This window comes from Streptomyces sp. NPDC042638 (assembly GCF_040647235.1).
GTDB lineage: Bacteria > Actinomycetota > Actinomycetes > Streptomycetales > Streptomycetaceae > Streptomyces > Streptomyces rameus.
Genome location: NZ_JBEZBT010000010.1, coordinates 64,910 through 90,466 on the forward strand (window position 1 = coordinate 64,910; position 25,557 = coordinate 90,466).

Here is a 25,557-nt window from a genome sequence, read left to right on the forward strand (position 1 = left end):
CGCTCCGCGCGCCCGAAACGGCGATCGCGCACCGGCACCGCACCGCACCCGCCCGGCCGGGCCCGGGGGCCCACCGGCGGAGCGCACCGCGGTGCCTCCCGACTCCCCGGTAACCGTCCGCCAAACCCAGGCGCCTACCCCGCCGACGCGACCTCACACCCGCCCCGGGCGTTGAAATCCCGCGGGCGCGGAGGGTTGGCCGATTGCTTTGTCCCAGGCCGCGAGGGTGGGTTAACCTGCGGCGTATTTTCTCATCATGCAAATCCGTGAACTGCGGAAATGCACACACCAACGGTCGGGCGCAGTCTGCTCCCGGCCGCGGTTCCGAGTCCTCGCGGCGGGGGCTCCTGGGGAGTGGATCGAGGGTGCGCATGGCCGGCAAGGCGACCGGGACGATCGAGGCCGTTCCGGGTGACCACGAACTGAGAAGACTGCTCGCGGGCCTGACCGCGGTGCGCGACGGAGACTTCGGCACCCGGCTGCCGGACGACTCCACCGGGCTCATGGGCGACATCGCCACGGTCTTCAACGGCATGGTCGACCAGTTGTCCGTGTTCACGTCGGAGGTCACCCGCGTGGCCCGCGAGGTGGGCACGGAGGGCACCCTCGGCGGTCAGGCGCAGGTGCCCGGCGTCTCCGGCACCTGGGCCGACCTGACCGACTCGGTCAACGCGATGGCGGGCAACCTCACCACCCAGGTCCGCGACATCGCGCAGGTCGCCACCGCCGTGGCCAAGGGCGACCTGTCCCAGAAGATCGACGTGCCCGCCCGCGGCGAGATCCTCCAGCTGAAGGAAACCGTCAACACGATGGTGGATCAGCTCTCCGCGTTCGCGGACGAGGTGACCCGGGTGGCGCGCGAGGTGGGCACCGAGGGCCGCCTCGGGGGCCAGGCGCAGGTGCCCGGCGTCGCCGGTGTCTGGCGGGACCTGACGGACTCGGTCAACTTCATGGCCGGGAACCTGACGGCGCAGGTGCGCAACGTCGCCCAGGTGACGACCGCGGTGGCGCAGGGTGATCTGTCGCAGAAGATCACGGTGGACGCGCGGGGCGAGATCCTGGAGCTGAAGAGCACCATCAACACGATGGTCGGACAGCTGTCGGCGTTCGCGGACGAGGTGACCCGGGTGGCCCGCGAGGTGGGCACCGAGGGCCGGCTCGGCGGACAGGCGGACGTCAAGGGCGTCAAGGGGACCTGGCGGGACCTGACGGACTCGGTCAACTTCATGGCCGGGAACCTGACGGCGCAGGTGCGCAACGTCGCCCAGGTGGCCACCGCGGTGGCGCAGGGTGACCTGTCGCAGAAGATCACGGTGGACGCGCGGGGCGAGATCCTGGAGCTGAAGAACACCATCAACACGATGGTGGACCAGCTGTCCGCGTTCGCGGACGAGGTGACCCGGGTGGCCCGCGAGGTGGGTACCGAGGGCCGGCTCGGCGGACAGGCACAGGTCCGCGGGGTCGCCGGCACCTGGAAGGACCTCACCGACAACGTCAACGTGATGGCCTCCAACCTCACCGGTCAGGTCCGCTCCATCGCGCAGGTCGCCACCGCCGTGGCCAAGGGCGACCTCTCCCAGAAGATCACCGTCGAGGCCAAGGGCGAGGTCGCCGCGCTCGCCGATGTGATCAACACCATGGTCGACACCCTGTCGGCGTTCGCGGACGAGGTGACCCGCGTGGCCCGTGAGGTGGGCACGGAGGGCCGGCTCGGTGGCCAGGCGCACGTGCCCAACGTGGCCGGCACGTGGAAGGACCTCACCGACAACGTCAACTCGATGGCCAACAACCTCACCGGGCAGGTGCGCAACATCGCCCTGGTGACGACGGCCGTGGCCAAGGGCGACCTGTCCAAGAAGATCGACGTCGACGCCCGCGGGGAGATCCTCGAACTGAAGACGACCATCAACACGATGGTCGACCAGCTCTCCGCCTTCGCCGACGAGGTCACCCGCGTGGCCCGCGAGGTGGGCACCGAGGGCCGGCTCGGCGGACAGGCCGAGGTCGAGGGCGTCTCCGGCACCTGGAAGCGGCTCACCGAGAACGTCAACGAACTCGCCGGCAACCTCACCCGGCAGGTCCGCGCCATCGCCGACGTCGCCAGCGCCGTCGCCGAGGGCGATCTGACCCGCTCCATCACCGTCGACGCCTCCGGCGAGGTCGCCGACCTCAAGGACAACATCAACTCCATGGTGGAGTCCCTGCGCGAGACCACGCAGGCCAACCAGGAGCAGGACTGGCTCAAGACCAACCTCGCCCGGATCTCCGGCCTGATGCAGGGCCACCGCGACCTGCCCGTCGTCGCCGAACTCATCATGGACGAGCTGGTGCCGCAGGTGTCCGCCCAGTACGGCGCCTTCTACCTCGCCGAGGACGGCGCCTCCGGGCCCGAGCTGCGGCTCGTCGGCTCCTACGGCCGGCCCGAGGAGGACAGCCGGCCCGTCCGTATCGCGTTCGGTCGCTCGCTGGTCGGCCAGGCCGCGCGCAGCCGCCGTACCATCGCCGTCGACCAGCTGCCGCCCGGCTACGTCACCATCTCCTCCGGGCTCGGGCGGATCGAGCCGACCGAGCTGTTGCTGCTGCCCATCGTCTTCGAGGACCAGGTCCTCGGCGTCATCGAGCTGGCCGCCGTCACCCCGTTCACGCTCGTCCAGCGGGACTTCCTGCAGCAGCTGGTGGACACCATCGGCGTCAACGTCAACACGATCGTCGCCAACGCCCGCACCGACGAGCTGCTCGAGGAGTCGCAGCGCCTGACCAGCGAACTGCAGTCCCGCTCGGCGGAGTTGCAGGCGCGACAGGAGGAACTGCAGAGCTCCAACGCCGAGCTCGAGGAGAAGGCGTCCCTGCTGGCCGACCAGAACCGGGACATCGAGGCGAAGAACCTGCAGATCGAGCAGGCCCGGCAGGAACTGGAGGCGCGTGCCCAGCAGCTGTCGCTCGCCTCGAAGTACAAGTCCGAGTTCCTCGCCAACATGAGCCACGAGCTGCGCACCCCGCTCAACAGCCTGCTCATCCTCGCCCAGCTGCTGGCCCAGAACCCCTCCCGCAACCTCACCCCCAAGCAGGTCGAGTACGCGGGCATCATCCACTCGGCCGGCTCCGACCTGCTCCAGCTCATCAACGACATCCTGGACCTGTCCAAGGTCGAGGCCGGCAAGATGGACGTCACGCCGGAACGGGTCCCGCTGCGGCAGCTGATCGAGTACGTCGAGGCCACCTTCCGGCCGATGACCTCGCAGAAGAGCCTGGAGTTCACCGTCGCCACGGCGCCCGGTGCCCCCGCAGACCTGCTCACCGACGACTCCCGGCTCCGGCAGATCCTGCGCAACCTGCTGTCCAACGCGGTGAAGTTCACCGAGCAGGGCAGCGTCGAACTGAGTGTCGAACCCGCCGCCGACGACGACGTGCCCCGCGGTGTCGTGCGGGGCGGCGCGATCGTCGCCTTCCGGGTGAAGGACACCGGGATCGGCATCCCCGAGCAGCAGCTGGAGACCATCTTCGGCGCGTTCCAGCAGGCGGACGGCACCACGAGCCGCAAGTACGGCGGCACCGGGCTCGGCCTGTCCATCACCCGGGAGATCGCGCACCTGCTCGGTGGTGCCGTCACCGTGGACAGCACTCCCGGCAAGGGCAGCACCTTCACCCTCTACCTGCCCGTGGCCCGGCCGGACTTCGAGGAGCACGTGCGCGGCGGACGCCCCGCCCTGAAGGCCGAGCGGGAGCGGACGGACGGCACGCTGGGGCACGGCCTGCCCCAGGAGCTGCCGCAGGCCACCGCCAAGCGGGCGCGCCCGCGCCGCCTGCTCGTCGTGGAGGAGCGCCCGCGCGGGCTGCTGACCCTGGTCGCCGAGAGCGTGGTCCGGGATCTGGAGCACTCCCACGCCGACGGCGGCACTCCCGTGGACATCATCACCGCCGTCGGCGCCCAGGAGGCGGCCGGCGCCCTCGCCGCCGAACCCTGCCACTGCGTCGTCGTGGAACTCGGTATGCCGGACGGCGAGTCGGCCCGCTTCCTGGAGGCCCTGCGCGGCGACTCGGCCCTGAGCAGCGTCCCGGTGCTGGTGCACGGTTCGCAGCGCACCGAACCGCTCACCGAGGACACCGCGGGCGGTTCACCGGAGTACCTGTTCAGCCTGGACGAACTGCGCGAGCGGATCGCCCTGCACCTGTCGGCCGAGGAGCCCGGTGAGGTGCTCACCCTGGTCCGCGGCGAGGAACTCCCGCGCACCGCGCCCCACCTGATCGACGAGCACACCCGCGGCCGTACCGTCCTCGTCGTCGACGACGACGCCCGTAACCTGTTCGCGCTCAGCGGCATCCTCGAACTGCACGGCTTCCGCGTCCTGCACGCGGAGAACGGCCGCAAGGGCATCGAGACGCTGGTGAACAACCCGGACGTCGAACTCGTCCTGATGGACGTGATGATGCCCGAGATGGACGGCTACACGGCCACGGCCGAGATCCGCGGGATGCCGCAGTACGCCGAACTGCCGGTCATCGCGGTGACCGCCAAGGCCATGCAGGGGGACCGGGAGAAGAGTCTGGCCTCCGGAGCCAGCGACTACGTCACGAAACCGGTGGACACCCATGACCTCATCGCCTGTGTCCGGCGCTGGCTCCCGGCATGAGCACGGCACAGTGCCGCCGCCCGTCCGCAGGCCGAGGAGTACGGATCCGGTGAACCCCCACGAACCGCCCGCCGGACCCCACGAGCCGCCCGACGGACCCGACGCGCCGGCCGGCGCGCCCGACCTGCTCCCGTCCGTCGACGCCGCGCTGTCCGACGTGCCCGCCACCATCGACGCCGTGCTGCCCGACGTGCCCGCCACCACCCCGGTGGGCAGGCTCGCCGCCACCGTGGAACGGCTGCGCCGGGAGGTACGGGCGGCACAGGCGGAGGCGGAGGGCCGGGCGCTGATCGAGCTGGCCAAGGGCATCCTGGTCGAACGCCTCGGCTGCGGCCCCGCCCAGGCCGCCCGGCAGCTCGCCGAACTCACCGAGCAGGCGCAGGTGACCCCGCTGGAGTTCGCGGTGGACGTCATCAACCAGGCGGCCCGGGACCGCGTCTCGGAGGTCACCGAGGCGTTCCTGTCCGTCGCCGCGGACCCGGCCGAGCCCGCCGAGGACTCCGCCGCCGTACGGCTGCGTGCCGCCGAGAGCGGTGTGCTGGCCGCGCCCGACACCCAGGCGATGGCCGACTCGCTGCTCGCCCACGCCCTGCGCCCGCTGGGCGCGGCCGCCGTGGCCATCTGGTCGGCCGGCCCGGACGGCTCGCTGAGCCTCGCGGGCAGTGCGGGGTTCCCGCCGGGCGAAGCGGCCCGGTGGCGCTATGTGCCGCCCGACGTGGCCACGGTGGCGCGGCGCGGGCTGACCGAACCCGACGGCGAGTGGCTGCCCTCGCTCGCCGAGTCCGGGCTGCCGACGATCGGCCGGCGCGAGTACGCCGAGGGCGCGCGGATCGCCGTACCGTCCGGGACCGGGGGCCGGATCCACGGCGTTCTGGAGATCGCCTGGCCCAAACCGGAGGGCCCGTTGCCACGCCCGGTCGTCCGGCAGGTGGAGGCCCTGGCCGAGCTGTGCGCGCACACCCTGGAGACGCACGCGCCGCCGCACGGCACGGAGGCCGAGTCCGTGCTGCCCGACGTGGTCGAACTGATGGACCTGGCCGACGGGCTGCACGACCCGGCCCTGGTGCTGGTGCCGCACCTGGACGACTCCGGTCAGCTGGTCGACTTCCGCATCCAGCACGTCAACAGCCGGTTCCTCGACCCGGCGGGCCGCCCGCGCGCGGTCGTGGGCGGCGCCCTGCTGCTGGAGGCCTACCCGATGGCCGCCGGGGTCAGCGAGCTGTTCCAGCGCGTGGAGCGGGTCCACGCCACCGGCGAGCCCTTCCGCGCCCAGCGGATGCGGCTGACCGCCCTGGTCGACCAGGTGCCGCTGTCCGCCGTCGCCGACATCAGCATCAGCCGGCACGGCGCCGCGGTGCTGCTCATCTGGCGCATCGAGGACGAGACGGCCCGCCTCGCCAGCCTGCTCCAGCACGCCCAGCGGCTCGGCCGGATCGGCGGGTTCGAGGAGAACCTGCTCACCGGCGAGATCACCTGGAACGGCCAGTTGTTCAGCCTGTACGGCCGCCCGGTCAGCAGCCCCCCGGTCGCCCTGCAGGACCTGCCGGCCCACACCCACCCCGACGACGCCGTCACCCTCGGCCGCTTCCTGCGCACCGTGATGCACCACCGCAGGTCGGCCTCCGCCGCGTTCCGGCTGCTGCGTCCGGACGGGGTGACCCGGCACATGCGGGTGGTCGCCGAACCCGTGCTCGACACCGACGGGCAGCTCTTCGGCGTCCGCGGCGCCTACCAGGACATCTCCGCCCAGCACTGGACCGAGGTCGCCCTCGCCGCCACCCGCGACCAGCTCGCCCACACCGAGCAGCAGGCCATGGAGCGCAACCGGCTGGCCCTCCAGCTCCAGCACGCCATCATGCCCCCGGCCCAGGCCCCGCTGCGGGTGCCCGGTCTCCAGGTGGCGGTGCGCTACCGGCCCGCCGAGACCGAACACCTGGTGGGCGGCGACTGGTACGACGCCGTCGTGCTGCCCTCCGGACTGATCCTGGTCTGCGTCGGCGACGTCGCCGGGCACGGCATCGAGGCTGCCACCAGCATGGTCGTCCTGCGCAACGCGCTGCGCGGGCTCGCGGTGACCGGGGCCGGCCCGGGGCAGCTGCTGTCCTGGCTGAACATCGTCGCCCACCATCTGACGGGCGCCGTCACCGCGACCGCCGTCTGCGGCCTGTACGACGGCGAGCGGCGGATCCTGCGCTGGGCGCGGGCCGGCCATCTGCCGCCGGTGCTGGTGCGGGAGGCGGACGCCGAGGCGCTGCCCCCGGTCAGGGGGCTGCTGCTGGGCGCCGTGCCGGAGGCGCGCTACGAGGAGACGGAAGTCCAGCTGGCCGCGGGGGACACCCTGCTGATGTACACCGACGGCCTGATCGAGCGCCGGGACCGCTCGGTGGAGGAGTCGCTGTCCCACCTGCTGGACACCGCGCGGGCGGCGCCCAGCACCCTGGACCAGCAACTGGACCGGCTGCTCACCTACAGCAGGTCGGACACCGACGACGACACCTGCATCATCGGGATCAGGGTGGCCTGACCGGCACCGCCCGGAGGCTCAGCCCGCTGCCGCGGGCAGGAGGGGAACGGTCGCCGTGACCTCTTTGCCCCGGGCGAGCCAGGTGACCTCGAGACCGTGGGACAGCATGGCCACGAGGTGCAGGCCGTGTCCTCCGATCCGCCGGGGGTCGGGACGGCGCCGGCGCGGCGGCTGCCGGGAGGTGTCCGTGACGGTGATGCGCAGCGCGGTCGCGCCGGGCAGCAGTTCCAGAGCCAGCGCGCAGGGACCGGGTGCGTGCTTGGCCGCGTTGGTGACGAGTTCGCTGACGACGAGCTGGGCGTCCTGCACCGGGCGCCGCCCGGGTGCCGGCCGTGCCTGGGCGAGCAGGGCCGCGACGGCGTCTCTCGCCTCGGCGATGCCGGATACGCCGGCGTCCCAGGTGCGGCTGTAGCGCAGGAGCGCCGGGCGGGCCTGGGTGGTCGCGTGGGTCCTGAGCGGGATGTCCATACGTCGTTGCCCTTTTCCTCTGGGGTCAGGGGCCCTTCCTGTGCACAGGGGGGTCGTGCCGTCCCTGCTCGGCTACCCGCTGGGCCGCCGGTCAAAGGGCGGTCCGGGAGGAATCCTCCGGTTGCGCACGAACGCCTGCCGAACGCCTGCTCGGGGGCGGCGCGGCGGAACGGACGCGGGTACAGCACAACGGGTCCGGAAATCCGCTTCCGCTGGATTTCCGGACCCGTCACGTGGCCGAACCGGCACAAACCTCAGTGCCGGCACAAACCTCAGTGCTTGAAGACGTCCTTCGCCTTCTCCTTGGCCTGGCGGGCATCTCCCTCAGCGCCCTCCATACGGCCCTCGGCCTCCATGCGCTCGTTTCCGACGGCGCGGCCCACGGCCTCCTTCGCCTTGCCCTTGGCCTGCTCCGCCTTGCCCTTGGCCTTCTGACTGCCAGCCATCGCGTGTCACATCCCAACATCGACGCGGTCTCTGGTCCCCCTCCGGATTGCCGCTCTCCCACCGTCCAAACCCGAAATCCGCAAACGCCGTGTGCCGGAGGCCGGCATTACCCAGTCTTGGTTGAACAGTCCAGACTGATAAACCTACTGTTAGCAAACGTGGACAACACTGCACTCGCGGGTGCGCTGCGGCTGGCCATGGGCCGGATCGTGCGCCGACTGCGCCAGGCACACACCGTCGGGGACCTGTCCCTGTCCGGTGTCTCGGTACTCGCCCGGCTGGCCCGCACCGGCCCGGACTCACCCGGCGCGCTCGCCGATCTGGAGCGGGTGCGGCCCCAGGCGATGGCCAGTACGCTCGCCGGACTCACCCACCGCGGGCTGGTGAGCCGCAGCCCGGACGCGACCGACGGGCGCCGGGCCGTCGTCAGCATCACCGAGGAGGGCCGGGCCGTGCTGGAACAGCGCCGATCCGAGTCCGTCAGCCGTCTCGCCCAGGCACTGGACGGGTTCACCCCGCGGGAACGGCAGGCCCTGCACGAGGTCCTGCCCCTGCTCGACCGATTGGCGGAACACCTGTGACCGGCCAGGCCCCCGCACCCCGCACCCCCGCCGCCGAAGGCGTCCGGGCCCGGCTGCTCGCCCGCTCGGCCCGCCTCGCCGACACGCCCCCGGGCCCCGGCTACAAGTGGGTCGCCCTGTCCAACACCACGCTCGGCGTGCTCATCGCCACGATGGACGCCTCCATCGTGATCATCTCGCTGCCCGCCATCTTCCGCGGCATCGGCCTGGACCCGCTCGCGCCCGGCAACATCGGCTACCTGCTGTGGATGATCCTCGGCTATCTGCTGGTCTCGGCCGTGCTGGTGGTCGTCCTCGGCCGGCTCGGCGACATGTTCGGCCGGGTCCGGATCTACAACCTGGGCTTCCTCGTCTTCGCGGTCGCCTCCGTCGCGCTGTCCCTGGATCCGTTCCGGGCCGGCGCGGGCGCCCTCTGGCTGATCCTGTGGCGCATCGTGCAGGCCTTCGGCGGCTCCATGCTGACCGCGAACTCCGCCGCGATCCTCACCGACGCCTTCCCGGCCCGCCAGCGCGGCACGGCCCTCGGCATCAACCAGATCACCGCGCTCGCCGGGCAGTTCCTCGGTCTGCTCGCCGGCGGCCTGCTCGCGGCCGTCGACTGGCGGGCGGTGTTCTGGGTGAGCGTCCCCATCAGCGTCACCGGCACCATCTGGTCGTACCTGAGCCTCAGGGAGACCTCGGCCGGCGCCCGCGGCCGGGTCGACTGGCTCGGCAACCTCACTTTCGCCTCCGGCGCCGGCATCCTGCTGGCGGGCATCACCTACGGCATCCAGCCCTACGGCGGCCACCCCACCGGATGGACCAGCCCCTGGGTGCTCGGCGGGCTGTTCGGCGGCGTCCTTCTGCTGCTGGTGTTCTGCGTCGTCGAGACCCGGGTCGCCGAGCCGATGTTCCGCCTGTCACTGTTCAAGGTGCGGGCGTTCGCCGCCGGCAACCTGGCCGCCCTGCTCACCGCCATAGCCCGGGGCGGGCTGCAGTTCATGCTCATCATCTGGCTGCAGGGCATCTGGCTGCCCCTGCACGGCTACGACTTCGAGGACACCCCCCTGTGGGCCGGCATCTTCATGCTGCCGCTCACCGTGGGCTTCCTGATCGCCGGCCCCGTCTCGGGCTATCTGTCCGACCGGTTCGGCGCCCGCCTGTTCTCCACCGCCGGACTGGTCCTCGTCGCCGCGTCCTTCGTCGGACTCCTCGCGCTGCCGGTGGACTTCGACTACACCGCCTTCGCCGGGCTGCTGCTGCTCAGCGGAGTGGGCCAGGGCATGTTCTCCGCGCCCAACACCTCGTCCATCATGGGCAGCGTGCCCGCCCGGTACCGGGGCGTCGCCTCCGGGATGCGCTCCACCTTCCAGAACTCCGGTACGGCCCTGTCGATCGGTGTCTTCTTCTCCCTGATGGTCTCCGGGCTGGCCTCCTCCCTGCCGTCGACGCTCGGCAACGGACTCCAGGCGCACGGGGTGCCCGCCCAGACCGCTCAGGAAGTGGCCACGCTGCCGCCCGTCAGCACCCTGTTCGCGACGTTCCTGGGCGACAACCCCATCGGCCATCTGCTCGGCGGCGACGCCCTCGGCCATGTGACCGAGGCCCAGCGCGCCACCCTGACCGGACACAGCTTCTTCCCGGAACTGGTCTCCGGTCCCTTCCACCACGGCCTGAGCATCGTCTTCGGCGTCGCCGCCGGGATGGCCCTGGTGTCCGCGCTCGCCTCGGCGCTGCGGGGCGGCCACGAGCGCGCCGACGACGGCGCCCCGCCGCGCGGGCCGGCCCCGTCGGCGGAGGGCCGGCCCACGCGGGCCTCGCGCTAGCCGGCGTACGCCCGCAGCGGATAGTGGTCGGAGAGGTCCGTGTACGTGTACGACGTGCCCCAGCTGCTCACGGTCCAGGGGGCCGAAGGCTGCTGGATGACCTCGTTGGTCCAGCGCGCCGGACGGGCGTGACCCGCGCGGGCGAGGACGTGGTCCAGATCCTCGCGCGGGTCGTCCGGGTAGCGGTAGCGGGCGATGGAGTTCTCCTGGGTGTCGAACGAGTACGGGTGCCCGGTGCGCGCGTCGGCGCCGGTCAGGTCCGCGTCGGCGAGCATCGAGGTGAACTCGCCGCCGCGCGAGTCGACGTTGAGGTCGCCCGCGACCAGGACCTCCTCGTTCGCGGGGATGTTCTTCGCGTCGAGGAAGGTGTCGATCGCCTTGAACTGCCGGCTGCGGTCCTGGACGGCCTCGCCCGCGCCGCACCCGGAGTCCGTGGACTGCGTGTGGGTGCCGATGACATGCACCTTGGTGCCGTTGACATTCAGCACCACATAGGCGAAGCCCTTGTTGGACCACCGGTCGGAGCCGCACGCGTCCTTGTAGACGTACTGCTCCTTGCGCAGCACCGGCCACTTGCTCAGCACGGTGACGCCGCCGTCCTCGGGCGTGCTGGCGGAGTACGCCCCGCCGGTCGCGTCCCAGCCGTCACGGCCGCGCCCCACCACCGGGGTCTGGTACGGGTACCGGTCCGCCGCCGCGCGCTTCAGCGCGTCCGAGGAGGAGTTGTCGAACGCCTCCTCCAGGACCACCACGTCGTTGTCCTGGAAGAAGGACGCCTTGGGTATCTCCGCGGCGCGGTGGTCCTGTCCCCAGTTCGGGTACAGGTTCCGGCTCATGAGGAACACGTTGTACGTCAGGACCCGCAGGCCCGGTGCCGGTTCGGCCGCGGCGGCCGGTGCGGGGCCGGCGAGCGCCGCCGTGGGCAGGGCGAGGGCGAGGGCCGCGGCGGCGAGGGCGCGACGTGGTCCGAAGGGCGTCACTGGATCTCCCTGTCGAGGTAGGGGCTGAGTGGCGCCGCACATCAAACCACTTGGGATTACTCACAGGTAACACCCAGGAGCGCATCAGATGGCGCCCAGCGGAGGAACAGGGAGCCGGGGCCGCAGGGGTCAGCGCCGACGGCGCCGCCGTACCAGGTGCCGTACGGCGAACCCCGCGACGACGAGGGCGAAGGCGGCGACGACGTACAGCTGGTAACGCCTGATCTCGTCGTACACGGCGGTGATGTGACTGCCCGCCAGATAGGCCAGGGTGGTCCACAGGCCGACCCACAGGGCCGCGCCGAGGGCGTTGAAGGCGAGGAACCGGCGCCAGCGCATGCCGGTCGTGCCCGCGATGATGCCGTTGGCCTGGCGCAGGCCTTCCACGAACCGGGCCACCGTCACGATCTTGCCGCCGTGCCGGGCGAAGAACGCCTCGGCGGCTTCCAGCCGCTTCGGCGTCAGGAAGACGTACCGTCCCCACCGGTGGACGAACGCCCGGCCGCCGGACCGGCCGATCAGATAGCCGAGGTTGTCCCCGGCGACGGCCGCGGCGAACGCGATGACCGCCACGGCGGCGATGTCCAGCCGTCCCGCGCCCGCGTAGACACCCGCCGCCAGCAGCATCGTCTCGCCGGGCGCGGGGACCCCGAAGTCCTCCACGAAGACGACGGTCCCGACGGCCCAGTAGCCGTAGTGGCCGAGCAGGGGCTCCAGATGGGCCAGCGGTCCCGGGAGGGGAGGCGACGACATGCCTCCACCGTACGTCGGTGCCGCCGGGCGGCGGCCCCGGGCCAGGACCGGGCGACGGGAGCCTGGTCCTGCGCGGGTGGTGCGGGGCGAGAGCGCTATGGGCGGGAGCCGGCCCCGCCCTCGTCGTCGGCGGGGTCGGGCTGGCACGCGTGGCACAGCTCGTGCTCCCCGTCGCGCGTGACGACGGTGCCCCAGCCGAGGCACTGCTCGCAGTCGCGGGCGAGGGTCAGGTCGGGGTGGGGAGGCAGCAGGGGGCTGCGGTGGGCTCCGTACGCCATACGGTGAGCGGCTCCTTGGATTCGCGGGGGTGTCGCGAGAGAAGGGGTGACAACGCTGTCCGAATGGCTTCCATTATGTCCTACTTTTGCCTTATGTCTGTGACCTGCGTCACATCCGGGAGGGTCAGTCGAGGTTTCCCAGCCGGGCGTCCCGCCACAGGTCCACGCCGCCGTCGGTCGCGTACTTGTCGATCTCGGCCAGCTCCTCGTCGGTGAAGTCGAGGTTCTCCAGCGCGGCGACGTTCTGCTCCAGCTGCTCGACCCGGGAGGCGCCGATGACGAGGGACGTCACCCGCTCGTCCCGCAGAGCCCAGGCCAGCGCCAGCTGGGCCAGGCTCTGCCCGCGCCGGGCCGCGACGTCGTTCAGGGCGCGCAGCCGGCTCCGCATCCCGTCCGTCAGCCAGGACGTGTCCAGCGAGGTGCCGCGGGCCGCCCGCGAGTCCTGCGGGACGCCCTCCAGGTAGCGGCCCGTGAGCAGCCCCTGGGCGAGCGCGGTGAAGCCGATGACCCCGAAGCCCTCGTCCCGGGCGGCGTCCAGCAGGCCGTCGGTCTCGATCCAGCGGTTGAGCATGCTGTACGACGGCTGGTGGATCAGCAGCGGGGTGCCGAGGTCGCGCAGGATGGCGGCGGCCTGCCGGGTGCGCTCGGCATCGTAGGACGAGATGCCCACGTACAGGGCCTTGCCCTGGCGGACGGCGGTGTCGAGCGCGCCCATGGTCTCCTCCAGCGGCGTGCTCGCGTCCAGCCGGTGGGAGTAGAAGATGTCCACGTAGTCCAGGCCCGTCCGGCTGAGCGACTGGTCCAGTGAGGCCAGCAGGTACTTGCGGGAGCCGCCGCCCTGCCCGTAGGGGCCGGGCCACATGTCCCAGCCGGCCTTGGTCGAGATCACCAGCTCGTCCCGGTAGGGCGCGAGGTCCTGCTTCAGGAGCCGCCCGAAGTTCAGCTCGGCCGCGCCGTACGGCGGGCCGTAGTTGTTGGCCAGGTCGTGATGGGTGATCCCGAGGTCGAAGGCGCGCAGTGCGATCTCGCGCTGGGTCTCGAACGGGCGGTCGTCGCCGAAGTTGTGCCAGTAGCCCAGGGACAGGAGGGGCAGGTCCAGTCCGGAACGGCCGGTGCGCCGGTAGCGCATGGTGCCGTCGTAGCGAGCGGGGTCCGCGACGTACGTCATCGGGTCTTCTCCGGGGTGGTGCCGTAGGGGTGCCCGTGCGTGTGCGTACGGGTCCGTCCACCCTGCTCCGTGCCGCCCCGCAAGTCCAACCGCCGTCCTGGATGGGATTGAGCGGTTCCGTTTCTGAATCGAAAGACACGGGCAGGCGGTGATCACGAGGCGAGAGGAAGGAGGCGCTCGTGAGCGGTACGACGTCCGGCGGGAGCGCGATGTCCGGTCAGGAACGGCAGACGCGGAGCAGGCCGCGGGTACCCGGGGCCGTGGCGCGGCTGCCGCGCCAGGTCCGGGAGGAGCTGACCCGCAGGCTCCGCCGCAACCGCGGGGCCTTCGGCGCGGACGACGTCCAGGTCGTCGAGCCCCCGCTGCTCAGGCGTGCCGTCGGCGCCTCCGCGCTCGGCAACTGCATGGAGTGGTTCGACTTCGGCGTCTACAGCTACCTCGCCGCCACCATCGGCAAGGTGTTCTTCCCCGGCGCCTCCCCGGCCGCCCAGGTCATCTCCTCGTTCGCGACGTTCGCCGCCGCCTTCGTCGTCCGTCCGCTCGGCGGGCTGGTCTTCGGCCCGCTCGGCGACCGGATCGGCCGGCAGAAGGTGCTCGCCACCACCATGATCATGATGGCGGCGGGCACCTTCGCCATCGGTGTCATCCCCGGTTACGCCACCATCGGCATCGCCGCGCCCGTGCTGCTCCTGCTGGCCCGCATGGTCCAGGGCTTCTCCACCGGCGGGGAGTACGGCGGCGCCACCACCTTCGTCGCCGAGTACTCGCCGGACCGTCGGCGCGGCTTCCTCTCCAGCTGGCTCGACTTCGGCACCTTCGTCGGCTACGCCCTCGGCTCGGCCCTGGTCACCGCGTTGAACCTGGCCCTGACGGACGACCAGATGCTCTCCTGGGGCTGGCGCATCCCGTTCCTGATCGCCGGACCGCTCGGCGTGATCGGCCTCTACATGCGGCTGAAACTGGAGGAGTCCCCGGCCTTCCAGCAGCAACTGGACGAACACGAGAAGTCCCTGGCGCAGGAGTCGGCGGGCGGCGAGTTCAAGGACATCGTCCGCAACCACTGGCGACCCCTGCTGGTCTGCATGGGTCTGGTCCTGCTCTACAACGTCACCAACTACATGGTCACCGGCTATCTGCCGACCTACCAGACCCAGACCCTGAACCGCTCCAGCGGTTCCGCCGACCTCCTGGTGCTCGTCGGCATGGTGTGGATCGTGGTGCTGATCACCTTCCTGGGGCGGCTCAGCGACCGGGTGGGCCGCCGGCCGCTCTACGCCGTCGGAGCCGCGGCGATGGTCGTGCTCGCCGTACCGTCGTTCCTGCTGATCAAGGCGCACGGCACCTGGCCGCCGATCCTCGGGGTGCTGCTCCTGTCCACCCTGCTGGCCTGCTTCGCCGCGCCCAGTGCCGCCACCCTGCCCGCCCTCTTCCCGACCGCCGTCCGCTACGCGGCCATGGGCATCGGCTTCAACATCGCCGTCGCGGCGTTCGGCGGCACCACGCCGCTGGTCACGGCCGCGCTGGTCGACGTCACCGGTGACGACCTCATGCCCGCCTACTACCTGATGCTGGCCGGCGTCATCGGACTGCTCACCGTGAAGTTCCTGCCGGAGAGCGCCCAGGTGCCGCTGAAGGGCTCGCAGCCGATGGTCGGTTCTGGCGAGGAGCGGCGCGAGCTCATCTCCACCTCGAAGGAGCTGTACGCCTTCGCGAAGGAGCGGGACGAGACCCGGCACGGCTGAGCCGCCGGGCGGAAGGGGCTCGGGTCCCGGGGGAGTTGTCCGATCCTACGAACTTCTGGTCTGCCGGGTTACGGGCGTCCACCGCGTTTGATAGGAAACTTTCCTACCAGTATCGGTACGGACCATCCCGCCACCCCCCACTCCCACTTGGAGCCCCTGTGGTGTTCGCAGACCGCGCGACAGCGTCCCCCGCCCCTCTCTCCCGCCGGGCGGTCGTGGCCGCGCTGGGCGCAGCCGCCTCCGGCGTCCTGCTCGGCGTGGCGCCCGCCACCGCCGCCCGGGCCGCCGCCCCGGGCCTGGACGACCCGGCGAAGAAGGAGATCGCCATGAAGCTGGTGTCGAGCGCGGAGAACTCCTCGCTCGACTGGAAGGCCCAGTACAAGTACATCGAGGACATCGGCGACGGCCGCGGCTACACCGCCGGCATCATCGGCTTCTGCTCCGGCACCGGCGACATGCTCGACCTCGTCCAGCTGTACACCGACCGCAGGCCCGGCAACGTCCTCGCCAAGTACCTGCCCGCCCTGCGGAAGGTCAACGGCACCGACTCGCACTCCGGCCTGGACCCGGACTTCCCGAAGGACTGGCGCACGGCCGCCCAGGACACCGCCTTCCAGCAGGCCCAGAACGACGAGCGGGACCGGGTGTACTTCAACCCGGCGGTCGCCCAGGGCAAGGCCGACGGACTGCGCGCCCTCGGACAGTTCACCTACTACGACGCCATCGTCATGCACGGCGACGGTGACGACCCGACCAGCTTCCGCAACATACGCAAGCGCGCCCTGCGCAGCGCCAAGCCGCCGGCCCAGGGCGGCGACGAGACCACCTACCTCAACGCCTTCCTGGACGCCCGGGTATGGGCCATGAAGCAGGAGGAGGCGCACAGCGACACCAGCAGGGTCGACACCGAGCAGCGGGTCTTCCTGCGCAAGGGCAACCTCGACCTGAACACGCCGCTCGACTGGAAGGTGTACGGCGACAGCTACCACCTCGGCTGAACCGCCGCCGCGCGGTGCGTCCCGGCCGGTGGGGCGCACTCGCACGGCACGCCCCTGACGAGGAAAGATGGGCGGTGAGCGAACGAACCCACCGATGCGGAGGAATGGACTCATGCCGCACGAGCGAGCCGGCCGGCCGGCCGGTCCCCAGGACCTTGTCGACGTGCCCCGGCTGGTCACGGCGTACTACACGCTCCACCCCGACCCGGCCGACCCGGGGCAGCGGGTGGCGTTCGGCACCTCGGGGCACCGCGGTTCGTCCCTGGCGAGCGCCTTCAACGAGGACCACATCGCCGCCACCAGCCAGGCCATCTGCGAGTACCGCGCCGCCCAGGGCACGGACGGCCCGCTCTTCCTGGGTGCCGACACCCACGCCCTGTCCGAACCGGCGAAGGCCACCGCGCTGGAGGTCTTCGCCGCCAACGAGGTGACCGTGCTCATCGACGCCGCGGACGGCTACACGCCGACCCCGGCCGTCTCGCACGCGATCCTGACGTACAACCGGGGCCGCACCTCCGGCCTCGCCGACGGGGTGGTCGTCACCCCGTCGCACAACCCGCCCGCCGACGGCGGCTTCAAGTACAACCCGCCGAGCGGCGGACCGGCGGCCTCCGACGCGACCTCCTGGATCCAGGACCGCGCCAACCAGATCATCACCGGCGGTCTGAAGGACGTACGCCGGCTGCCGTACGCCCGCGCGCTCGCCGCGGACACCACCCAGCGGTACGACTTCCTCGGCACGTACGTCGCCGACCTGCCGAGCGTGCTGGACCTGGACGCCGTCCGCGGCTCCGGTGTGCGCATCGGCGCCGACCCGCTCGGCGGCGCCTCCGTCGCCTACTGGGGCCGCATCGCCGAGCAGCACGGCATCGACCTGACGGTGGTCAACCCGCACACCGACCCCACCTGGCGGTTCATGACGCTGGACTGGGACGGCCAGATCCGCATGGACTGCTCCTCGCCGTACGCGATGGCCTCCCTCATCGAGCAGCGCGACCGCTTCCGCATCGCCACGGGCAACGACGCCGACGCCGACCGGCACGGCATCGTCACCCCGGACGCGGGCCTCATGAACCCCAACCACTACCTCGCGGTCGCCATCTCCTACCTGTACCGGCACCGCGAGCAGTGGCCCGCCGACGCCGGCATCGGCAAGACCCTCGTCTCCTCCTCCATGATCGACCGGGTCGCCGCCGACCTCGGCCGGCGGCTGGTCGAGGTGCCGGTCGGGTTCAAGTGGTTCGTGGACGGACTGGCCGGCGGCGACCTCGGGTTCGGCGGTGAGGAGTCGGCCGGCGCGTCCTTCCTGCGCCGTGACGGCTCGGTGTGGACCACCGACAAGGACGGCATCATCCTCGCCCTCCTCGCCTCCGAGATCACGGCCGTCACCGACAGGACCCCCTCGGAGCACTACGCCGGCCTCACCGCCCGCTTCGGCGCCCCCGCGTACGCCCGCATCGACGCTCCCGCCACCCGAGAGCAGAAGGCGCTGCTGGGCAAGCTGTCGCCGGCCCAGGTCACCGCGGACACGCTGGCCGGGGAGGCGGTCACGGCCGTCCTGACCGAGGCCCCCGGCAACGGCGCCCCGATCGGCGGCATCAAGGTCACCACCGACAACGCCTGGTTCGCCGCCCGGCCTTCGGGCACCGAGGACGTCTACAAGGTCTACGCCGAGTCCTTCCTCGGCCCTGACCACCTGGCCCGGGTGCAGGAGGAGGCCCAGGCGGTGGTCTCGGGCGCGCTCGGTTCCTGACGGGCCCGCGGGGCGGCCTCCCGGAGACGGGGGCCGCCCGCCGGCTCAGCCGCGCCCGTGCCCCCGCTCCAGCCGGGCCCGCACTGCCTGCGCCATGGCCGCCTCTCCCGTGGCGTTGGGGTGCGCCGGGGCCGCGGGGGAGGCCGGCTGGAGCGGCTCGATCCAGCGGTCCGCGGGTGCCTGGCACATGTCGTGGCCGGCCGTGGGGCCGTACGTGTCCACGTACTCGGCCCGGTTCACGGCGGCGACCAGCCGTAGCATCAGGTTCAGCCGCTTCTCCGTGTCCCGCAGGTAGGGGAAGTCCCGCCGGGCGAACGGCACCTGCGGGAAGCAGCCGCTGCCGTCGTCGGGCAGCAGGTCCGGGTAACCGACGACGAGTACCCGGGCGTGCGGTGCCCGGGCGCGTACCGCCCGCAGCACCCGGTCGACCTTCGGCGCGGTCCGCGCGATGTCCAGGATCAGCTGGTCGTGTCCGGAGGCCTGATAGGAGCGCTGGCAGGGGTTGCCCTCCGGGTCCTGCGCGGCGAGCCGGGCGCAGGTGCCGATGATGGTGCCGAAACCGACGTCGTTGCCGCCGATCTGCAGGGTGACCAGGTCCGTGTGCCGGTTCAGGGCGTCGAGCTGCGGCGGATGGGCGCCCTGTGCCCGCCACATCTCGGCGGTCGTGGCCCCGCCACAGCTCACGTCCGTGAGCGAGGCCGTCCCGCGCTGGGCGGCCACGAGCGAGGGGTAGTTGTGGTCCGAGCGCCCGCACGCGGCGTCGACCTGCGTCGGTATGCCGGGACCCGAGGTGTAGGAGTCGCCGAGCGCGGCATAGGCGACTTCGCGGCCGTGCCCGGCGGGGTGTGCCACGGCCGGCGCGGTGCCGGACACGGCCAGGGCGCAGGCGCTCAGCGCGGCCCCCAGCACGGCGGCCCGCCGCCGTCCTCCCACCCGGTCCGCCGGACGTCTCCGGTGCGTCATGGATCCTCCCCCTGAGCCCGCTCCATCGCGCGGTGGCGGCCCTGGGGCGGCGGCCCTCGCGCGTTCGACCGGGCCTGTATACCGTCCGGCAGGTCTCGCCGACCAGAAGCGGGGAGCAACGAGTTCAGGGGGAGGGGGCGGGCAACCCCGCCGGGGCGAACGACGGTTCAGACCGTGGCCACCTGCTCGGCGGAGGCGGAGGCGGAGGCGGAGGTCTGGAGCAGGGAGTCGTCCTCCGGCCGGGCCCCGGACAGACGGTGGCGGGCGGCGATCAGGGCCATGTCGATGTCCCGGGTGCCGGTGGCCACGCACAGGGTGTAGGAGACGTCCGCGAGCCGCTGCCGGGCCTGGGGAGTGCTCTCCTCGGCTCCGAGCAGGGTGAGGGCCTCGTACTGGGCGATGAGGTCCTTCAGTACCGCGGGGTGTGCCATGAGCATTGCGTTCCGCCTCCCTGGTGCGCTGCGCCGTCCGAAATCGGAGCCCGAATACCCGCGTCGACGCCGGGCATGCCCCGCCGCGGTACGGGTTGCGGCGCCGAGCCCTACGCGGGGTCCGCCCCCCTCACCCGCGCCTCCGGCAGGAAGAGCTTCGCCCTCCCCGGTCGTCAGCCGCGTTCCTCGGCACTCGCGCAGGTGAGTGAACGAAGGTCGGCGTCCAGCATCCGGATCAGCTCACCGACCCGTCCGCCGCCGGCGGGCGGCGCCGGGAAACGTCTGAGCACGTCGACGACGACCGGAGTCACGCGACGCACCGCCGGTCGAAGGTGTGCGGGACCGACGCTCCGGTCGTCGCCGGCGACGAGTTCGGCCGCTCTGGCCGCGTAGGCGGCGGCTCCGAGGATGTGCTTGACCTGCGTGGCCTTGGCCAGCGGATGCAGATAGGCGGCGCCCGCCGCGGACATCGCCGCCCACGCCGCCTCGCGCGCAGCCGGAGTGCCCGCGTCCTTGGCCGCCTTGAGGGCCGCCGACGCCGTGTCACGCAGGGACTTCCCGCGCTCGCCGCCTCGGGCGAACTCCCACGCCGCACCGACGGCGTCCCGAGGCCGGGAGTCGTCCGGCTGATCGGCCTCGAAAATTCCGAGCGCCCCTTCCGCGCACGCCGCGGCGAACGCGGTGACCTCACGCAGGTCTTGTCTACTCAGAACGATCTCGCTCGCCTCACCCGTCATACATCCATCTTCGACCACTGCACTGAGCGCTCACACCCACCGCCAGGGCCGGGCGGCCCGGCGGTGGTGTGCCGATGTGTCACCCGCACGGGTGCTCTCCGGGCGGTATCCGTCCGATCGGCGCATGTCGTCGTGACCTTTCCGTGATCATGCCCCTGTGAGTCTGCAACGTCGAAGTGACCTGAGCCGCCGTGTCGTTCCGGCCGCGCTGGGCACCCTCAGTGTCCTGTCCCTGCTGTCCGCCCTGCCCGCCGCCGCCCAGCCGGCGCACCGGGACGACCGGCCCGCCGCGCCGCCGCCCCGGCAGATCACGGCGGCGGAGGCGCGCACGGACGGCTACCTCCGTGCGCTGCGCGACCGGCCCGCCGCCCTGCGCGACTTCTTCCGGCAGCTGCCCAAGGGCGGAGACCTGCACAACCACCTCTCCGGCGCGGTGTCCACGGAGTACCTGATCGAGCTGGCCGCCGAGGACGGCCTGTGCATCGACACCGCGACGCTGACCGCCGTCGCCCCGCCCTGCGGTGCCGGCACCCGCCCCGCCGCCGACGCGCGCACCGACCGCGCCTTCCGCGCCGCGCTGATCCGCGCCTGGTCCATGGAGGACTTCCCGCCCGACGAGAGCGGACACGACCACTTCTTCGACACCTTCGGCAAGTTCGGCGAGGTCACCTGGCGGCACCGGGGCAAGCTGCTCGCCGAGGTCGCCGACACCGTCGTCCGCAACAACCAGTTCTACCTGGAGACGATGGTCACCCCCGCCTCCGACGGCGCGAAGAAGCTCGCCGCCCAGGTCGGCTGGGACGACGACCTCGCCGCCCTGCACCGGAAGCTGGTCGCCGGCGGCAAGCTGGACAAGCTGGTGGCCGAGGCCCGCGGGGAGGCCGACGACGGCGACGCCGAGTTCCGTGCCACCGAGCACTGCGGCACTCCGTCGGCGCGGCCCGCCTGCGGCCTCACCGTCCGCTGGATCTCCCAGGCGTCCCGGGGCAGTGCGCCGGAGCGGGTCTTCACCCAGCTCGCCCTGGGCATGCGGCTGGCCGAGGCCGACCCGCGGTTCGTCGCCGTGAACCTCGTCCAGCCCGAGGACGCGGACAGGTCCCTGCGCGACTACAGCCTGCAGATGCGCATGGTCGGCTACCTGCGCACCCAGTACCCGAGGGCCCATGTCACCCTGCACGCGGGCGAGTTGTGGCCCGGTCTGGTCAAGCCCGAGGACCTGACCTTCCACATCCGGGAGGCCGTGGGTGTCGCCCGCACCGAGCGGGTCGGACACGGTGTGGACCTCGTCCACGAGGACGACTGGCAGCGCACCGCCCGCACCATGGCGGACCGCGAGGTGGCCGTGGAGGTGCCCTTCTCCAGCAACGCCCAGATCCTGGGCGTCAAGGGCGCCGACCACCCCTTCACCACCTATCGCCGCTACGGCGTCACGGTCGTCCTCGCCACCGACGACCCCGGGGTGTCCCGGATCGACATCAGTCACGAGTACCGGTACGCCGCCGCCACCTACGGGCTGCGCTACCCCGAGTTGAAGGACCTGGCCCGCGCGTCCCTGGAGTACGGCTTCCTGCCCGGCGCGAGCCTGTGGCAGGGCAACCCCACCGCCACCGGCTACCGTCCGGTCGCCGCCTGCCGTGCCGAACGCCCCGGCCTGCCCGTGCGCGGCGCGACCTGCCGGCACCTGCTCGTGGAGAGCGCCAGGGCCCGTCTCGAATGGCGTCAGGAGACCGCTTTCGCCGCCTTCGAACGAGCGCACGCCCTCTCGCCCCGCTGACGGCACCCGCCACGCCGGGACGGCCGGTCACGGTCCGTCCCGGCGCCGGCCGCCGGCTCGGCGGGGATCACGACGGCACCACGCGGGCATCCCGAAGCCGACGGGGAGTCCCCGATTCCCGGCCGATAGTCACTCTTTGGCCGAGAGTGATCCCACGGCACAAACGGACACCTTCATTCCGGCGCCGTGGGCCCGTCTCGTCCGAGCCAATGAAGGGGGTTGCCCACCGGTCCGACGGAACCCGTGGTTCCCTTCCGTCACCCCGGCTCCGGCGTGCGGACATGCGAGGTATGACGGACCGACACGACATGCCCGCAGGTTCTTCACAGGGTGACCGCTTTCAGCCGTTCCGGGACCGCGCCCGACGCGGTGGTGCAGACGCCGTGCCGGGCCCGTGCCTAGCCTCCCGGGCCATGCGATCTTCTCTGCCGAGACGCCTCGGTCTCACCGCCGTCCTCGCCTTCCTCCTCGCCGTCTTCGGTCTGGCCCCGAGCGCGAGCGCCGACCCCGCGCCGGCCGCGCTGACCTTCACCACCGATCACGCCACCACCACCCCCGGCGGCGCCGTGAACCTGTCGATGACGATCACCAACAACAAGACCTACGACATCTGGTTCGTCTACCAGACCATCGACCCGACCTGGCTGACCACCCAGCGCCCGGACCTGAAGTACAGCTTCACCGGCTGCAGCCTGGCGACGGCGAGCGGCAGCACCCCCTGTTCCGGCACCGGCCCGAGCAACCTCGGCGGCAACTACGGCGCCACCGTCCCGCCCGGCCAGAGCCGGACGGTCACGCTGACCCTCCAGGTCGCCGCCGACTCCGGCTGTAACGGCAACATCGGCTTCTACTCGTACTTCTACGCCGAGTTCAGCGACAGCACCAACACCAGCGGCGGCCCCGTCTACACCCCCGAGACCCGGGTGCTCTGCGCCTGACGGACCCCCGGTTCCGCGGCCCGGATGACCGGAATAGGCTTCCGAACACATGTCCAGCGCGGAACGGACCACGACTCGTCGCCCGGCGGACCGCCACGGTCCGCCGGTGCGTCGAACGGCTCCCGGACCCGGCGGGACCCGGCCTTTCATCGCGCACCCCGGTGCGGGGGCCGACGGGAAAACGGCCTTCCGGGTTGCCTCGCGCCGCCGCCGAACACCTGCGCTTTTCCGTCAGGTTTCGTAACTCGACCACGAAAGCTACACAGAGGCCTCACCATATGTGACGCGACGAACGCGTCGACGACCGGCTTCTGAGGGGGACGCCGGCGTCACGCCAGGGGGTGCGTCCGCTCCACGGGAGCCGTGCTCACCCCTGCCCGGGGAGGGGACTTCACCGCATGAAGCGGACCATACGCACCACCGCGCTGACGGTGGGCGCGCTCATCGGCGCGCTCGGCCTGCCGGCCGGCCCGGCACAGGCCGACACCACCGCACCGCGCGTCGACCTCAGAGTCCTGGTGGTGAGCGACGGTGGTCCGGCCACCGACGCCATCGCCGCCGAACTCGACGCCGCCGGAACGCCGTACACGAAGGTCGACCTCACACGCTCCGACCGGCCCGCCATCGACCCGGGCTTCCTCGCCGACACCGTCGACGGCCGGCCGCGCGCCAGGTTCCAGGCCGTCGTCCTGCCCAACGACAACCCGTTCGCGGCCGGTTCGAGCGAGATGACCGCCCTCACCGCCTACGAGAAGACGTACGCGATCCCGCAGGTCGACGCCTACACCTACGCCCGGCCCCAGGTCGGCCTCCAGGTCCCCACCTCCGGCGGCTACTCGGGCAGCGTCGACGGCACCCGGGCCCAGGTCACGGCGGCAGGGCGGTCCGGGCCCTTCGGGTACCTCGACGGCGCGGTGCCGTTCGAGGACAACTCGCCGACGGTGGGCGAGAGTTACGCCTATCTGTCCGCGCCCGTCGCCGGCGCCGACTTCACCCCGTACGTGCAGGCCACCGTCCCGGGCACCACCAGGCAGGGCTCCCTGGTCGGCGAGTACCGGCACGACGGCCGGCGCGAACTGGTCGTGACCTTCGTCTACAACCAGTACCAGCAGCAGTTCCGGCTGCTGGCCCGCGGCATCGTCGAGTGGATGACCGGCGGGGTGCACCTCGGCGCCTCCCGCAACTACTTCGCCGTCCACGTGGACGACGTGTTCGCCGCCGACGACCGCTGGGACACCCAGCTCAACTGCACCCCCGGCGACGTCGACTGTGCGGGCGGCGCGGGCACCCCTCACCCGATCCGGATGACCCCGGCGGACGTCGACTACGCCACCGCCTGGCAGAACAGCCACGGCTTCACCCTCGACCTGGTCTACAACGGCGCGGGCAGCGTCGACCAGCGTGAGGACGACAACGGCGCCGACCCGCTCTCCGACAAGCTGATCGCCGACCGGGACCAGTTCCGCTGGGTCAACCACACCTACTCGCACGCCTTCCTCGGCTGCGAACAGAACGTCACCGTCGTGCCGTGGACCTGCCAGACCAACGCCGACGGCAGCACCAAGTGGGTCAGCCGCGCCACGATCGACTACGAGATCGCCACCAACCGCGCCTGGGGCCAGTCCGTCGGACTCCCGCTGCAGACCGAGGAGTTGGTGACCGGTGAGCACTCCGGGCTGAGGATCCTGCCGCAGCAGCCGCAGGACAATCCCAACCTGGCTCCCTCGCTCGCCGACGACGGCGTCAAGTGGCTCGCCTCCGACAACTCCCGCGACCCCGAGCAGCGCCAGGTCGGCCCGGCCACCACCCTCTCCCGCTACCCGATGAACGTCTTCTACAACGCGGGCCGGACCGCCGAGCAGGTCGACGAGTACAACTGGCTCTACAGCAGCCGCGCCCAGGGCGGCAGCGGCGTCTGCGAGGACAACCCGGCCACGACCACCTGCCTGCCGGCCCCGCTGAACACCGCCACCGGCTACAGCGACTACATCGTGCCGCTGGAGACCCGGATCGCCCTCGGACACGTGCTGTCCAACGACCCCAAGCCGCACTTCATCCACCAGTCCAACCTCGCCGAGGACCGCATCGCCTACCCCGTCCTGAACGGCGTACTGGACGGCTACGACGCCCTGTTCGCGGCCGACACCCCGGTGGTGAACCTGCGGATGAAGGACATCGGCACCGAACTCCAGCGCCGCGCCGCCTGGAAGAGCGCCGTACAGGCGGGCCGGATCACCGCCTACCGCATCGGTGACACCGTCACCGTGCAGAGCCCGGGCGGCACCGCAGTCCCGGCGACCCTGCCCAGCGGCAGCACCTACGTCGGCAACGCCTTCGGCACCGCCTACGCCGGCGCGCTGTCCGGCTGGACCGCTTCCTCCGGCACCGCGCTCACCTTCACCCTGCCGGCGTCCGCGACCGCGGCACCGGCCGTGCCCGCGGCCACCGCCACCGCCACCGCCGCCCCGGCCCCGGACACCGAGGTCCCGACGGGCGTGACCGAGCAGGTGCCGTACACCCCGGACAGCTGAACGACGCACCGATCCCAGGGCCCGCCCGCGTCTCCCGCCCGTCGTCGACGGAGGG

19 protein-coding genes are annotated in these 25,557 nt (G+C 71.9%); 10 read left to right on the forward strand and 9 right to left on the reverse strand.

Annotated features, from left to right (window positions below; genetic code table 11):
• Positions 1 to 371 precede the first annotated feature (371 nt).
• Together AB0B40_RS11465 and AB0B40_RS11470 are read left to right on the forward strand one after the other, a co-directional pair.
• The gene (locus AB0B40_RS11465) at positions 372 to 4,631 is read left to right on the forward strand and encodes a HAMP domain-containing protein (protein WP_362263775.1); all 4,260 of its coding nucleotides are present in this window, start codon (positions 372 to 374) and stop codon (positions 4,629 to 4,631) included.
• 157 nt (positions 4,632 to 4,788) lie between these two features.
• Complete coding sequence (locus AB0B40_RS11470) at positions 4,789 to 7,155, forward strand: SpoIIE family protein phosphatase (protein ID WP_345060094.1); 2,367 nt, start codon at positions 4,789 to 4,791, stop codon at positions 7,153 to 7,155.
• An 18-nt stretch (positions 7,156 to 7,173) separates the two neighbouring features.
• Here AB0B40_RS11470 and AB0B40_RS11475 read toward each other — a convergent pair whose 3' ends face one another.
• Entirely contained in the window at positions 7,174 to 7,623 is a 450-nt protein-coding gene (locus tag AB0B40_RS11475) for an ATP-binding protein (RefSeq protein ID WP_345059890.1), read from the reverse strand.
• 272 nt (positions 7,624 to 7,895) lie between these two features.
• Entirely contained in the window at positions 7,896 to 8,069 is a 174-nt protein-coding gene (locus tag AB0B40_RS11480) for a CsbD family protein (protein ID WP_345059887.1), read from the reverse strand.
• 159 nt (positions 8,070 to 8,228) lie between these two features.
• Between AB0B40_RS11480 and AB0B40_RS11485 the strand changes: the two genes are divergently transcribed.
• Both AB0B40_RS11485 and AB0B40_RS11490 read left to right on the forward strand, forming a co-directional pair.
• Positions 8,229 to 8,651: a MarR family transcriptional regulator gene (locus AB0B40_RS11485; protein ID WP_345059884.1), complete on the forward strand. Its 423-nt coding sequence runs from the start codon at positions 8,229 to 8,231 to the stop codon at positions 8,649 to 8,651.
• A gap of 53 nt (positions 8,652 to 8,704) precedes the next feature.
• The gene (locus AB0B40_RS11490) at positions 8,705 to 10,456 is read left to right on the forward strand and encodes an MFS transporter (protein WP_345060092.1); all 1,752 of its coding nucleotides are present in this window, start codon (positions 8,705 to 8,707) and stop codon (positions 10,454 to 10,456) included.
• Here the strand turns inward: AB0B40_RS11490 and sph are convergent.
• The 4 genes from sph to mgrA form a co-directional block, all read right to left on the reverse strand.
• Positions 10,453 to 11,436, reverse strand: a complete 984-nt coding sequence (gene sph, locus AB0B40_RS11495) for a sphingomyelin phosphodiesterase (RefSeq protein WP_362263776.1) — start codon at positions 11,434 to 11,436, stop codon at positions 10,453 to 10,455. The genes AB0B40_RS11490 and sph overlap by 4 nt on opposite strands.
• A gap of 129 nt (positions 11,437 to 11,565) precedes the next feature.
• Positions 11,566 to 12,189, reverse strand: coding sequence for a DedA family protein (locus AB0B40_RS11500; protein ID WP_345059878.1), 624 nt, complete (start codon positions 12,187 to 12,189; stop codon positions 11,566 to 11,568).
• A gap of 95 nt (positions 12,190 to 12,284) precedes the next feature.
• Entirely contained in the window at positions 12,285 to 12,467 is a 183-nt protein-coding gene (locus AB0B40_RS11505) for a hypothetical protein (RefSeq protein WP_345059875.1), read from the reverse strand.
• Between the two features lie 124 nt (positions 12,468 to 12,591).
• Positions 12,592 to 13,635 carry an L-glyceraldehyde 3-phosphate reductase gene (gene mgrA, locus AB0B40_RS11510; RefSeq protein ID WP_362263777.1) on the reverse strand — a complete coding sequence of 348 codons (1,044 nt, stop codon included), beginning with the start codon at positions 13,633 to 13,635 and terminating at the stop codon, positions 12,592 to 12,594.
• Positions 13,636 to 13,844: 209 nt separating this feature from the next.
• Between mgrA and AB0B40_RS11515 the strand changes: the two genes are divergently transcribed.
• From AB0B40_RS11515 to pgm, 3 genes are all read left to right on the forward strand, one after another.
• Positions 13,845 to 15,377, forward strand: a complete 1,533-nt coding sequence (locus AB0B40_RS11515; RefSeq protein ID WP_362263814.1) for an MFS transporter — start codon at positions 13,845 to 13,847, stop codon at positions 15,375 to 15,377.
• Between the two features lie 158 nt (positions 15,378 to 15,535).
• Positions 15,536 to 16,375 (forward strand): chitosanase, encoded by an 840-nt coding sequence (locus AB0B40_RS11520; protein ID WP_345059869.1) that lies wholly within the window; start codon positions 15,536 to 15,538, stop codon positions 16,373 to 16,375.
• A gap of 112 nt (positions 16,376 to 16,487) precedes the next feature.
• On the forward strand, positions 16,488 to 18,128 hold the full coding sequence (gene pgm, locus AB0B40_RS11525) for a phosphoglucomutase (alpha-D-glucose-1,6-bisphosphate-dependent) (RefSeq protein WP_362263778.1): 1,641 nt from the start codon (positions 16,488 to 16,490) through the stop codon (positions 18,126 to 18,128).
• 45 nt (positions 18,129 to 18,173) lie between these two features.
• On the opposite strand, the gene AB0B40_RS11530 is transcribed toward pgm, so the two are convergent.
• From AB0B40_RS11530 to AB0B40_RS11540, 3 genes are all read right to left on the reverse strand, one after another.
• Positions 18,174 to 19,091, reverse strand: a complete 918-nt coding sequence (locus AB0B40_RS11530) for an SGNH/GDSL hydrolase family protein (protein ID WP_362263779.1) — start codon at positions 19,089 to 19,091, stop codon at positions 18,174 to 18,176.
• 167 nt (positions 19,092 to 19,258) lie between these two features.
• Positions 19,259 to 19,528, reverse strand: a complete 270-nt coding sequence (locus AB0B40_RS11535) for a DUF5133 domain-containing protein (protein ID WP_345059862.1) — start codon at positions 19,526 to 19,528, stop codon at positions 19,259 to 19,261.
• 167 nt (positions 19,529 to 19,695) lie between these two features.
• Positions 19,696 to 20,259: a putative immunity protein gene (locus AB0B40_RS11540; protein ID WP_362263780.1), complete on the reverse strand. Its 564-nt coding sequence runs from the start codon at positions 20,257 to 20,259 to the stop codon at positions 19,696 to 19,698.
• A gap of 157 nt (positions 20,260 to 20,416) precedes the next feature.
• Between AB0B40_RS11540 and AB0B40_RS11545 the strand changes: the two genes are divergently transcribed.
• The 3 genes from AB0B40_RS11545 to AB0B40_RS11555 all read left to right on the forward strand — a co-directional run bounded on the left by AB0B40_RS11545 (position 20,417) and on the right by AB0B40_RS11555 (position 25,502).
• Complete coding sequence (locus AB0B40_RS11545; RefSeq protein ID WP_362263781.1) at positions 20,417 to 22,033, forward strand: adenosine deaminase; 1,617 nt, start codon at positions 20,417 to 20,419, stop codon at positions 22,031 to 22,033.
• Positions 22,034 to 22,446: 413 nt separating this feature from the next.
• Complete coding sequence (locus tag AB0B40_RS11550) at positions 22,447 to 22,971, forward strand: hypothetical protein (protein ID WP_345059856.1); 525 nt, start codon at positions 22,447 to 22,449, stop codon at positions 22,969 to 22,971.
• A gap of 398 nt (positions 22,972 to 23,369) precedes the next feature.
• Positions 23,370 to 25,502 (forward strand): hypothetical protein, encoded by a 2,133-nt coding sequence (locus AB0B40_RS11555; RefSeq protein WP_345059854.1) that lies wholly within the window; start codon positions 23,370 to 23,372, stop codon positions 25,500 to 25,502.
• Positions 25,503 to 25,557: the final 55 nt, after the last annotated feature.